This window comes from Bacillus sp. FH, from assembly GCF_052216825.1.
In the GTDB taxonomy this organism is placed as follows: domain Bacteria; phylum Bacillota; class Bacilli; order Bacillales; family Bacillaceae_G; genus Bacillus_A; species Bacillus_A paranthracis.
On sequence record NZ_JBQOUU010000006.1, the window covers coordinates 80,895 to 93,051 of the forward strand.

Here is a 12,157-nt window from a genome sequence, read left to right on the forward strand (position 1 = left end):
ATACAATTCCTCCTCGGTTTATATTATTGATAACGTGATACAATCTCACTTAAGTTTTTATCTTGTGTTCCTTCTCCAACAGCTGAAAACTTCCATTCACTTCCGTGGCGATACATTTCACCTGCAATTAGAGTCGTTTTGCCAGCATAATTATCCGATAAATTATAGCGTGCGAATTCTTCGCCAGTTTGCGGGTTTTGAATACGAATATATGCATTACGAATCATCCCGAAATCTTGACGACGATTTACACAGTCATAAATATTTACAACGAATACTAAACGATTAATACGGCTCGGAACTTTATGTAATTCTACGAAAATTGTTTCGTCATCACCAGCGCCTTCGCCTGTTAAATTATCTCCTGAATGAATAATACTACCACAAGTAGAAAGCTTGTTTCCGAAGTAAACTAAATCGTTTTTGTTTAAAAAACGATCTTCTTCTAACATAACAACTGATGCATCACAATCTACATTTGGTTTACTTCCAAATAATGAAGACAGAAACCCACCTGATTGCCCAATTGGATCCCAGCCTAAGCCAACCTGTAGTTTTGCTACTTTGGGTTGTCCTTTCGTTAAATCGATCTTTTGACCTTTTTCTAAAATAATAGGCATGCAGTTTCTTCCTTTCTACAAAGCATTTTCCAATACGGAAAATATTGTATTCTCCTCTTATATTGTAGCATTATTTACCTAGTGATAAAAAGGATAAATTCTCAGTTATATGAAAACATTCATATAATTTACTTATGATGATGTAAGAAGTGGTAAATAGCACCAATCATTCCTGCACAATTACCGTTTTGTGCAAGTTCAATCTCACAATTATTATAAATCTCTTTTTGTAAATATTTTTCTACCTCTTCTTTTACTTCTTTTAAGAACTGATTTCCTCTATCAGTAATTCCGCCACCTATAACAATCATTTCTGGATTGAAAATATAAGCAAGGTTACTAATTCCAATCGCTAAATGTTTAAAGAATACCTCAACTGCTTGCGTAACTTCCCTATCTCCTTTATCATACAGTTCGAAAATCGTTTTCCCATTCCAATCACCTTCTCCTTTATATTTTCGGACAAGATGAATTAACCCTGAAATGGAAGCGACCTCTTCAAACGGCTTTCCTTCTATTAACATATTTCCCCATTCACCAGCACTAAACGAATGCCCTCTATATAACTCTCCATCTATAAAAATTGCTCCTCCAATACCAGTTCCAAGGGTGAACATAATAAAATTTCCTTTCTCTCTTCCACTACCATTCCACTTTTCTCCAAACGCTGCACAATTCACATCATTATCAATGGATACAGGAACTTTTAATACCTCTTGCAATCTATTCATAATAGGAATCATACTATAGCCCGGAATATGATCCACACCTCCCGTCACCACCCCTTTATTAACGTCAACAATTCCCGCCGTACTAATACCAATTCCCCAAACCTTATGTTCCCCCATTAATTTTTTTGATAAAAGAATGAGTTTTTGAATGATTTGTTCTCCGCCCAAATGAATTTCTGTTAGAACTGTTTTATGCTTTAGTACTGTTCCTGTTTCTGAAACAATTCCATATTTAATGTGTGTACCACCAATATCAAATGCAATATACTCTTTCATCTGCTGTCACTTCCTCTACTGTAATGTGTGTGAAATTCCCACTACTCTACTATTATAAAGAATTTACACTAACTCTTTTCTCTCTTTAGAAATACACCACCTTTTTCTATATATAGATTTTTTTGTATAAAACTCTTTTTCCTATGAAATATTACAAAGGGATGTATTTTAGATGGAATATTAATTTTTCAGGAGGAAATCAATGACGAAAATTTTTATTTTAGCATCAACTCTTTCTTTATCTTTTTTTAGTGGTTTAAATATTGGTAATGCAGCAACAGAAAACTTCTCTCCAGTAACAAATGCGATTGTACAAAATAACGATCATTTCGCAGAAGGTAACTCAAAAGATAATAATAAACCACCAGGAAACGGTGGTTCTCAGGACGATAGTGGTTCTGGTGGCAATGGTTCTGGCGGCAACGGCCCTGATGGCAATGGTTCTGGTGGCAATGGTTCTGATGGCAACGGCTCTGGTGGCAATGGCTCTAGCGGTAGCGGTTCTGATGGCAGTGGTTCTGATGGCAGTGGTTCTGGTGGCAACGGCTCTGGTGGCAATGGCTCTAGCGGTAGCGGTTCTGATGGCAGTGGTTCTGGTGGCAATGGTTCCGGCGGTAGCGGTTCTGATGGCAGTGGTTCTGGTGGCAACGGCTCTGGTGGCAATGGTTCCGGCGGTAACGGTTCTGGTGACAATGGCTCTAGCGGTAACGGTTCTGATGGCAATGGTTCTGGTGGCAATGGTTCCGGCGGTAACGGTTCTGGTGGCAATGGCTCTAGCGGTAGCGGTTCTGATGGCAGTGGTTCTGGTGGCAATGGTTCCGGCGGTAGCGGTTCTGATGGCAGTGGTTCCGGCGGTAATGGTTCTGGTGGCAACGGCTCTGGCGGCAGTGGCTCTGGCGACAACAGCTCTGGCGGCAATGGCTCTGGCGGCAATGGCTCTGGCGACAACGGCTCTGGCGGCAACGGTTCTGGCGGCAATGGCTCTGGTGGCAATGGCTCTAGCGGCAATCGTGGTAAAGGCGATAGCAGTTCTCAAGGGGGAAATGACTCTCATGGAGGTAACCGTGGTAAAGGCGATAGCAGTTCTCAAGGAGGAAATGGCCCTCAAGGTGGCAATAGTTCCAAAGGTGGTAACGTAAAAGATAACGCGAAAAAACAAGGCGATAAGTTACCGAATACTGCAACACATTATCCTGCATCTATTTTAATGGGACTTTCAACATTCCTAATTGGTATGTTACTATTCATTCGCCGTAAAAACGCAAAATAAAAACATATCCTTCCATCTTAAAAATACATGAAACAAATTGTAAAACTAAAAAGGACTTTGGATTGCATTTTATTATGCAGCCTAAAGTCCTTTTCATCCTTCCTATCCAAAAGAGCATTAATACGCTTTTCCCCAATACACCATTTGTTTCGCTTCTTTACCACAACAAATACATTCGTCAGCTAAATGCTCTTGCTCAAAAGGCATACAGCGAGAAGATACTCCGACTTCTTCTTTTAATTTCTCTTCACAAGCTAGTTCCCCGCACCACATCGCCTTAATAAATCCTTGCTTTTCATCAGCTAATTTTTTCATCTCTTCAAACTTCGTCACACTATACGTATTTTCATCACGAAATACTTTTGCTTTATTAAATAAAGAGTTATGAATTTCCTCAAGTAGTGCTGGAATGCGTTCTTCTAATTGATCCATTGATATAAACTCTTTTTCTTTCGTATCTCTTCTTACGAGTACAACTTGATTCTTTTCAATATCTTTAGGACCAACTTCTAATCGAATTGGAATACCTTTCATTTCATACTCATTAAATTTCCAACCTGGTGTTTTATTACTAGCATCTATTTTTACTCGTGCAACCTTTTGAATATGTCCTTGTAACTCTAGCGCTTTCGCCAAAACTCCTTCTTTATGCTGAGCAATCGGTACAATAACAACTTGCACTGGTGCAACTTTAGGAGGCATTACAAGCCCATTATTATCACTATGAACCATAATCAGTCCACCTATCATTCTCGTTGATACGCCCCAAGATGTTTGGTGTACATATTGCCACTTACCGGTACGATCTAAAAATTTAATATCAAATGCTTCAGAGAAATTCGTTCCAAAGTTATGGGATGTTCCTGTTTGAAGTGCTTTCCCATCATGCATTAAGCTTTCAATCGTATAAGTTGCCTTTGCTCCCGCAAATTTTTCTTTTTCTGTTTTTTGTCCTTTAATTACCGGTATCGCTAAATAGTCTTCACAGAAAGAAGCATATAGATTTAAAATATTTAATGTTTCAGCTTGAGATTCTTCTGCTGTTTCATGAATTGTATGACCCTCTTGCCATAAGAATTCCGTTGTGCGAAGAAATGGCCTCGTTGTCTTTTCCCAACGAACTACTGAACACCACTGATTATATAACTTTGGCAAATCATTATAGGATTGCACAATTTTTGAAAAGTGCTCACAGAATAAAGTTTCAGATGTAGGGCGTATACAAAGTCTTTCTGCTAACTTTTCATTCCCGCCATGTGTCACCCATGCTACTTCAGGAGCAAATCCTTCTACATGATCCTTCTCTTTTTGTAATAAGCTCTCTGGGATAAACATTGGCATATACACATTTTCATGACCGGTTGCTTTTAACTTCTCATCCATAACTTTCTGCATATTTTCCCATAAGGCATAGCCGTACGGGCGTAGAATCATACATCCTTTTACACTTGAATAATCAACAAGTTCTGCTTTTTTTACAATATCTGTGTACCACTGTGCAAAGTCCTCTTCCATCTTCGTAATCGCTTGTACTTGTTCTTTTGCCATAGTCAGTCTTCCTCCTTCTAGAAAATACAAAAAAGCCCGCGTCCCTAAATAGGGACCGAGCTTTGCCGGCGTTACCACCCTGATTCATGCACAAAATTGTGCATGCTCTCTTTTTGATAACGGGAAATTCCCGCTGCATATGCAGAACGCAAAGGTAGGTTCCATGTTGTCTTTTTAAGAATCTTTCAGCCTGACGGATTCTCTCTCTGCTAAAAAGGTTGAACATATACTAGTCCTTTTTCATCGTTATAACAAAATAAATTTGTTGAATATCATAATATAAATTTCACTTCAAAACAAGAGTGAATTTTCTTATTTTTATATATTCTTTTCATTTTTTACAGTTTTATACGTAGCTTTTTCGTGATATTTTTAAAAGTTGATGTGCAATCATACCAATAAGTGTACCAAGTAGGACGAAGAAACCAATAAACCCATACCCCATTCCTTCCCATCCACCAATAACCATCATTGTAACAGGAAAGGATGCTAAACAAAGAAGTATTAGACTAAGTGCAAATATAATATCGAACTGCTTGTCTGGAAACCGTTTCTTTAGTAAATACGAAATAGCAAATACAAGGATAATCGTGATTCCGCCAATGATGTAAAATATACCAAATCCATCTAACCAGTCCATACCATTCCCTCCTTCCATAGATTCCCTTATACTTATTATATGTTCAACTTTTCTGAAAATAAATAATAAATTTTATTTAAAAACATATTTTTATTACTAGGTATTAATAGTAGTATATAGTAATAGGTTTTATATAATTAGGAGGATTACTTTATGGATAAAGCATTAACGAATCGTGTCATCATTTTATCATTCGACTGTTTATCAGCTTTAGATTTTCCTATACTACAAAAATTACCTCACTTCCAATCTCTAATCAAAAAGGGTACGGTTGTCGAAAAAGTAGAACCAATTTATCCTTCTGTAACATACCCAAGTCACTCAACAATCGTAACTGGTAATTACCCTAATAAACATGGTGTTGTTAGCAATACGTTACTTCAACCTGGACGTGAATCACCCGATTGGCATTGGTACCGAAAATCAATACAAGGAACAACGTTATATGATGAAGCACATAAAGCAAATTTAACGACAGCTGCCCTTCTATGGCCTGTTACCGGCAGAGCAAATATTGATTACAATTTACCAGAAATCTTTCCAAATAGACCGTGGCAAAATCAAGTTTTAGTTTCATTATTTAGCGGTAGCCCGCTATATCAATTAGATTTAAATCGTCGTTTCGGCCATATACGAAATGGAGTGTCACAACCTGAACTCGATGATTTCGTACTTGCTTCTGCTGTGCATACAATCCAGACGAAAAAGCCTAATGTCATGTTTGTACATTTCACCGATTTAGACACCCAAAGACACTATCACGGCTTTGAATCAAAAGAAACAATAGCCGCAATTCATAGACATGATGAGCGACTAGGGAAAATTATTCAAGCTTTAAAAGACAGTGGACTATACGAAGAGAGCACTATTATCGCTCTTGGTGATCATAGCGCTTTAAGTGAAAACAAAGCCATTCAATTAAATGTACTATTTCATCAAAAAGGGCTTATCTCTATAAATTCAAAAGGAAAATTAGTAGACTGGAATGCTTATTGCCAAAGTTGCGATGGGTCCGCCTATGTATATGTGAAAGACAAAAACGATACCGATACAATTCGAGAAGTACAACTACTCCTTGAAGAACTGCTTCAAAATAAACAAAACGGTATTGAATTTATACTTCATGATGAGGATGCGAAGGAATGCGGTGCAGATGGCAATTGTTTATTTATGTTGGAAGCACGAGAAGGGTATTATTTCACTGAAAACTATACAGGAGATTTTATAAAAGAAATTACTGAAAAAGATGTTACGCCTAGTAAAAAATATACATTTGGTACGCATGGATACTCTCCAACAAAACCTAACTATGAAACAATTTTTATAGCTGCTGGGAAAGGAATAAAAAGCGGCATTACCATACCGTATATGAGACTTATTGATGAAGGCCCAACTATCGCTAGACTACTCGGTTTACACTTAGGTGAAACAGACGGATCAATTGTAGAGGATTTACTCCAATTGTAAAGAACTGTGTATATATGTAAAAGTTATGTAAAATTCATCATTGTTTCTCTTTTTATAATTTTTATTTTTGTACACTGTTAGTAGAACAAATTTGAGGGGGAACATTATATGAAAAAAATGTCCAGACAAGAAAAAGCTGGATATTATACGATTGGGCGAACTCCGTATATTCGCTCGTCATTACAACCGCATTATTCCCAATTTACTTTAAAGCAGCTGCAAAAGAAGCTGGGTTATCTGGTGCAACTTCAACAGCATATTGGGGATATGCAAACTCGTTCGCAACACTTTTAATTTCTATACTTGCTCCTATTCTCGGCACAGTTGCTGATTATAAAGGATTTAAAAAACGATTTTTCACATTCTTCTTTGGACTCGGTATCGTATTTACAAGTATGCTAGCAGTCGTTCCAACATCTCAGTGGTACTTATTACTAGGATGCTATATGCTCGCATTAGTCGGTTTTGCTGGAGCAAACATTTTTTATGATGCATTTTTAGTAGATGTCACTTCTGAAGATAGAATGGATCGAATTTCTACAAGAGGTTTCGCTTTAGGCTATATTGGGAGTACTATTCCATTTATCGGTTGTATCGCTCTTATCATTCTTGCTCAAAAAGGAACTATCCCTTTATCAGTCGGCATTGCTAGTCAAATTTCATTTGCGATCACAGCTCTTTGGTGGGGATTATTTACAATTCCAATGCTAAAAAACGTAGAACAAACGCACTATATTGAACGTCACCCAAGACCAATTACAATGAGCTTCAAACGCCTTGCTGATACTTTTAAAAATATTAAAGAATATAAAACGGTCTTTATGTTCTTAATTGCTTACTTTTTCTATATTGATGGGGTCGATACAATTATTACTATGTCCACCGCTTACGGAACAGACCTCGGTATTAGTGCAACAAATCTATTAATCATATTATTCGTCACACAAATTGTAGCTTGTCCATTCGCTTTATTGTACGGAAAACTATCGGAGACATTTACCGGTAAAAAAATGCTATATGTCGGTATTATTATTTACATCATTATCTGCATATATGCTTATTTCTTAAAAACGACACTCGATTTCTGGATTTTAGCAATGTTAGTTGCTACTTCTCAGGGCGGGATTCAAGCACTTAGTCGTTCCTATTTTGCAAAACTAGTACCTAAAGAATCTGCAAATGAATTTTTTGGATTTTATAATATATTTGGCAAATTTGCCGCGATTATGGGTCCAGTATTAGTCGGTGTTACAACGCAATTAACAGGAAAAACAAATGCTGGTGTTCTTAGTATTATTGTGTTGTTTATTATCGGTGGATTTTTATTAACTAAGGTCCCTGAAAATAATACATCTGTTACACCACCTAATCCGAAAACTAAAACGCTATAAGAAAAAGATCCTCTTCATGCAAGAAGAGGATCTTTTTTATCTATAACATCTTACAATTAAAAACTCAACAGCCGGCTTTACAACTATCGCAGCACATAACGCAAACAATAACGGTATGTTATGAAAATCAATCCATCTATTAAACCCTACCGATGCGAAAAACAAGCCAAAAATTAATACAACGAGTACATAATATGTAACATTGGCACTTGTTTTTAATACATGTTTTTCTAAATCATCTTTCTCCTCAGTATCCCCTTCGACGCTATGTGATGCCAAACTTTTAAATAGATAATGTAACGCGATGCTACAAATAAATAGTGCATACCAGTTTACTTGAAGTTCAGTTAACCAATAGTAAAGTGCATACACTAACGTACCTATAGCAACTAATATAGTAACGAAAAGGCTTATCTTTTCTTTCCCCAACAACTACTCCCCCTACTGCTTGTACAAAAATAGTTTATCAACAGTTGTTCCTAATACTTCCGCTAAACGAAAAGCTAACGCTAAGCTTGGATCATATTTATTATTCTCAATTGCATTTATCGTTTGTCTAGAAACCTTACATTTATCAGCTAATGCGCCTTGTGAAATATTATTTTCAGTGCGTAATTCATAGATTTGATTTTTCACACCATTTCTCCTAACCTGTAAAATCGTTTTTACATCATCAGTATATAATTGGCTCATATAGTTGTCAAAAGTTCGCCAAAGAAAAAGTGAGCACTTCTGCTCCCTTACAATAGTTATTTCGACGCTAACGAATTTGTTAGTTCCTCTTTATTAGTGACATCTTCTTTCTTTATTTGCATGCGTAGAACTGGCCCTATTGCTAATAAAATAAGTGCCATTGCTATACAAAACACAATAACTAGTGATGTCATTTCCTTTAATCCTCCAGCTAAAGCAGTACCAATTAGCATAGCTCCCATAAACAGCGGTAAAATCGTCCCATTTACTCTTCCAACCATATTTTCTGATACAAGTTGAATCATAAGCGTACCGACAACGATATTAACACAGGCTAAACAAATACCTGTTCCAAATCTCATGAAACTAGTAATCCAAAATGATGTAGATAGCCCTTCTACTAAAAATGACATCGCTAATATGCCCATACCGAATACGAACATTTTTTTCGGGTTCACTTTTGAAGCGAAAATCGCAGCAACAATACCACCAATTAACATACCTATTCCATCAGCTGCAGCTAAATATTGAACTGCTTCCTTTTCCATTCCAAGGCGTTCTATTACAAGAAACACTTCTAATGGCGTTGTTAATCCAACAGCTAAGCCTATAATGGTGAAAGTAATTGTAATCATACGTAAATTTTTCGTATGAAGAACGTATTTCCACCCTTCTTTTATATCATTTTTTAATGAATCTCTCGCCACTTGCTCTTGTTCAACCCATTTCGGTAAAAATGAAAGAGCGATAGCAGATAACAAAAATAAAATGATTAAGCTATATAGTGACGTAAATAAACCAAGTTGTGTATACACAAGTGATCCTACCACTGGTCCAAAAATCATAAATAATGACTGTAATGTTTGGTTAAATGCAATCGCATTCGCTACCTGTTCTTCCTTTACGTAGCGCTTAAATATACGCGAAGATGATGGCTGAGAGAACTGGCCTACAATCGCTGAAATGAGTGTTGCAAAAAATATAGCCTGCCAATAATCCAGTTTTAACAACAGGACAATTCCTATAATAGACATTACACTTAATACATCTCCAGCGACCATTGTTCTTTTCGGATTCCAGCGATCAGCTAGCGCACCACCGATAAACGAGAAAATAAAAATAGGTGCATATTCCATAACCGATAACAATGAAACGGAAACTGGATCATTATTCGTTCGCTCCATTATGAAATATAGAAGGGCCATATTTCTGATCCAAATTGCAAATTGTTGTAAAATATCAGACGCCATAACGAGCATAAATGCTCGGTTTTTAAATAAAGCGTTCATTTTCATTCCCCTTTCATAAACCGACCGTTCGGTCTAATTTATTTTATAGAAAAGCAACTGACTTATTATTCAGCTGCCATTCCTTTTAACAATACATCTATTGCCTTTTTATAAATACGTTTCAACTCTTTATAATCTAACTCGTAGTAAAGTACTCCAAGCCCTGATAATAATCCATTCACAATATACATAAGATCGCGCGTATTATCTTCACGAAACTCTCCAGACTGTATGCCTGCTTCAATTAGTTTCTCAAACATAACATATGATTCTCTAGTTAAAGCTAATAGTTCATCCAAAATCTCTTTACTTACAACTTGGCTCATAGAGAATTCCTCTATTGCATTTGAAATTGGTTGCTGTATGTCCTCTACATGATATTCCGCGAGACCATATAATTTTTCAGTATTCGTACTATACGACTTCTCTTTTTCATTCCATTTTTCAAGCCAATCATACGTATGCTGTTTTACCACAAATAAAAATAATTCTTCTTTACTTTTAAAGTGATAATAAATACTTCCTTTACTTCGTTCTGTAATTTCACAAATCTCTTCCATAGATGTAGCTGCATAGCCCTTCTGTGAAAACAGACTTTCTGCTTTATATGCAATTTCTTTCTTTATCTCTTCTGCACTTCTTCTCATATTCACACCTCTTTAAACCGACCGTTCAGTCTAATAATAACAAATTAAAAACCTCTATTACAAGAGGCTATATTCCTTATTTAAGAAAACATACTCTCAAACCACGTTCGAATCATGTGTATAATTCCAATTTTAACTCCTAATTTAACAAGAAATACGCCTCCCGCAGCTAATAAAAATAACATTACTTTCCCCTTGTTTTTCACTTTCGGCTCCCTTTTCATTTCCATTCCCCTTAGTATATTAAAAATATTTAAACAAACGTTTGTTTAACTGTTTTTATGCATATGTAAGCCAACTAATTAAACGTTTGTTTAAAAAGAAATACGCCTATATAAGGCGCATTTTCATCAATCACCGCCACCTCCGCCACCATCGCAGCTGCCTCCACTATCTCCACCAGAAGACCCTCCACAATCATGTGAACCTCCATGCGAGCTATCATTATCAGATCCCGCAAAGAAAAATAATGGTGATGAGTTGTTAGATGAGTTATGAATGTTATTTTGTTTTGTAAGATTTACCTTCTTTTTGTTTGATCGAACTGCTGTTAAGATTGTTACAACTACAACAAATAATAGTATGAAAATAATAAATTCCATATAAAAGCCTCCCTTATTCCTCGAATAATTGAATGGTTCTCTCTAGATTTTCAAGCGAAATGAAGCGCGATTCACGAAGAATCTCTTTTCCATTATGAAATAATAAAATTGTCGGTCCAGTAAATACTGCATATCGCCCTGCAACCTCTTGCATGTCTTGCAGTAATATCTCTATTTTCTCTACGTAATCATAATTCTCTAATACGTAATTTACTTTCCTTAACATGACATCACAAACACCACAATTTTCCGTTTTAATAAACAGAAGTACTAATTGTTGTTCTTCAATATATGTTACTAATTCTTCTATTGTTTCAAAGTTTTTCATCTTATCCCTCTTAACGTAGTTTATGAAATACTTTATCTTGATACATACGAAATGCTGAACTATCTTTAATCTTTCTTTTTTCCATTACTTGCTGAAAACGTAGCGTTTTTGCCGTTAACTCTTCTTTTAATTTTTTTCTCTCTTCTTCATCATAACAGCAAGCAATTAAATCCTCTATTTTTAATATATCTTTTTGCAGTTCCATTTCTGGTGGAATCATGCCCGCGTTTTTTAAAATTTTATAACTCATTCTAAGTTCTGGAGGTACCATTGAAAGGTCTTCTAATTGTAGTGGTTTTCCTTTTCCCGGAATATGATCAAGGTCTCCATTCCGTATTGCTTGTCGAATTTTTTCTTCGGCAATATTCAAAAACACATCCACATTACTCCCTCCCTTACATATTTTTACTATTATTTTACATGAAATTTCATTATCTTGCTACGCTATTACAAATTGACCTCATACAATTTTTTCTCAAATTTAACTCCAAGAAGCCCTTTCCTCTCTAATCGATATTTTATTTTCATGTGTAATCTGTATTAGAGCCATTTCATATTGAGAAAGTCTTTTCGAATTCAATAAAGCGTTTACACCAAATCTTACATTTGCTACGATTTAATCAGCTTCAGCTCCTTGTATAGACTTCGTGATGTC

The 12,157-nt window shown here is 36.0% G+C and carries 14 protein-coding genes, 1 pseudogene and 1 other annotated feature; of the genes and pseudogenes, 3 read left to right on the plus strand and 12 right to left on the minus strand.

Annotated features, from left to right (window positions below):
• Window positions 1–23 precede the first annotated feature (23 nt).
• Together ACTT1L_RS15590 and ACTT1L_RS15595 are read right to left on the minus strand one after the other, a co-directional pair.
• The gene (locus ACTT1L_RS15590; RefSeq protein WP_001121580.1) at window positions 24–620 is read right to left on the minus strand and encodes a TerD family protein; all 597 of its coding nucleotides are present in this window, start codon (window positions 618–620) and stop codon (window positions 24–26) included.
• Between the two features lie 128 nt (window positions 621–748).
• A complete protein-coding gene (locus tag ACTT1L_RS15595; RefSeq protein ID WP_000666104.1) occupies window positions 749–1,627 on the minus strand; it encodes an ROK family protein in 879 nt (292 codons plus the stop codon).
• Window positions 1,628–1,829: 202 nt separating this feature from the next.
• On the opposite strand from ACTT1L_RS15595, the gene ACTT1L_RS15600 reads away from it, so the two are divergent.
• Window positions 1,830–2,897, plus strand: coding sequence for an LPXTG cell wall anchor domain-containing protein (locus ACTT1L_RS15600; RefSeq protein WP_442821991.1), 1,068 nt, complete (start codon window positions 1,830–1,832; stop codon window positions 2,895–2,897).
• Between the two features lie 117 nt (window positions 2,898–3,014).
• Here the strand turns inward: ACTT1L_RS15600 and proS are convergent, their stop codons facing one another.
• Both proS and ACTT1L_RS15610 read right to left on the minus strand, forming a co-directional pair.
• Window positions 3,015–4,445 (minus strand): proline--tRNA ligase, encoded by a 1,431-nt coding sequence (gene proS / locus ACTT1L_RS15605; protein WP_001040964.1) that lies wholly within the window; start codon window positions 4,443–4,445, stop codon window positions 3,015–3,017.
• 47 nt (window positions 4,446–4,492) lie between these two features.
• Window positions 4,493–4,698, minus strand: a binding site (T-box leader).
• A 93-nt stretch (window positions 4,699–4,791) separates the two neighbouring features.
• Window positions 4,792–5,085 carry a YesK-like family protein gene (locus ACTT1L_RS15610; protein WP_000383851.1) on the minus strand — a complete coding sequence of 98 codons (294 nt, stop codon included), beginning with the start codon at window positions 5,083–5,085 and terminating at the stop codon, window positions 4,792–4,794.
• A 153-nt stretch (window positions 5,086–5,238) separates the two neighbouring features.
• Here ACTT1L_RS15610 and ACTT1L_RS15615 point away from each other — a divergent pair, with 153 nt between their 5' ends.
• Together ACTT1L_RS15615 and ACTT1L_RS15620 are read left to right on the plus strand one after the other, a co-directional pair.
• A complete protein-coding gene (locus ACTT1L_RS15615) occupies window positions 5,239–6,552 on the plus strand; it encodes an alkaline phosphatase family protein (protein WP_000356448.1) in 1,314 nt (437 codons plus the stop codon).
• 108 nt (window positions 6,553–6,660) lie between these two features.
• Window positions 6,661–7,943, plus strand: a pseudogene (locus tag ACTT1L_RS15620) (MFS transporter).
• Window positions 7,944–7,979: 36 nt separating this feature from the next.
• Here the strand turns inward: ACTT1L_RS15620 and ACTT1L_RS15625 are convergent.
• The 8 genes from ACTT1L_RS15625 to ACTT1L_RS15660 form a co-directional block, all read right to left on the minus strand.
• On the minus strand, window positions 7,980–8,372 hold the full coding sequence (locus ACTT1L_RS15625; RefSeq protein ID WP_220779476.1) for a hypothetical protein: 393 nt from the start codon (window positions 8,370–8,372) through the stop codon (window positions 7,980–7,982).
• A 12-nt stretch (window positions 8,373–8,384) separates the two neighbouring features.
• Window positions 8,385–8,636, minus strand: a complete 252-nt coding sequence (locus ACTT1L_RS15630; RefSeq protein WP_001996603.1) for a helix-turn-helix transcriptional regulator — start codon at window positions 8,634–8,636, stop codon at window positions 8,385–8,387.
• 56 nt (window positions 8,637–8,692) lie between these two features.
• The gene (locus ACTT1L_RS15635; protein ID WP_046199038.1) at window positions 8,693–9,925 is read right to left on the minus strand and encodes an MFS transporter; all 1,233 of its coding nucleotides are present in this window, start codon (window positions 9,923–9,925) and stop codon (window positions 8,693–8,695) included.
• Between the two features lie 65 nt (window positions 9,926–9,990).
• A complete protein-coding gene (locus ACTT1L_RS15640) occupies window positions 9,991–10,572 on the minus strand; it encodes a TetR/AcrR family transcriptional regulator (protein WP_001254445.1) in 582 nt (193 codons plus the stop codon).
• An 80-nt stretch (window positions 10,573–10,652) separates the two neighbouring features.
• Entirely contained in the window at window positions 10,653–10,796 is a 144-nt protein-coding gene (locus ACTT1L_RS15645; protein WP_000817978.1) for a hypothetical protein, read from the minus strand.
• A 126-nt stretch (window positions 10,797–10,922) separates the two neighbouring features.
• Window positions 10,923–11,174, minus strand: a complete 252-nt coding sequence (locus ACTT1L_RS15650) for a hypothetical protein (RefSeq protein WP_000394355.1) — start codon at window positions 11,172–11,174, stop codon at window positions 10,923–10,925.
• Window positions 11,175–11,187: 13 nt separating this feature from the next.
• A complete protein-coding gene (locus ACTT1L_RS15655; protein WP_000787596.1) occupies window positions 11,188–11,502 on the minus strand; it encodes a thioredoxin family protein in 315 nt (104 codons plus the stop codon).
• A 10-nt stretch (window positions 11,503–11,512) separates the two neighbouring features.
• Window positions 11,513–11,884, minus strand: a complete 372-nt coding sequence (locus ACTT1L_RS15660) for a J-domain-containing protein (protein ID WP_000382354.1) — start codon at window positions 11,882–11,884, stop codon at window positions 11,513–11,515.
• Window positions 11,885–12,157 lie beyond the last annotated feature (273 nt).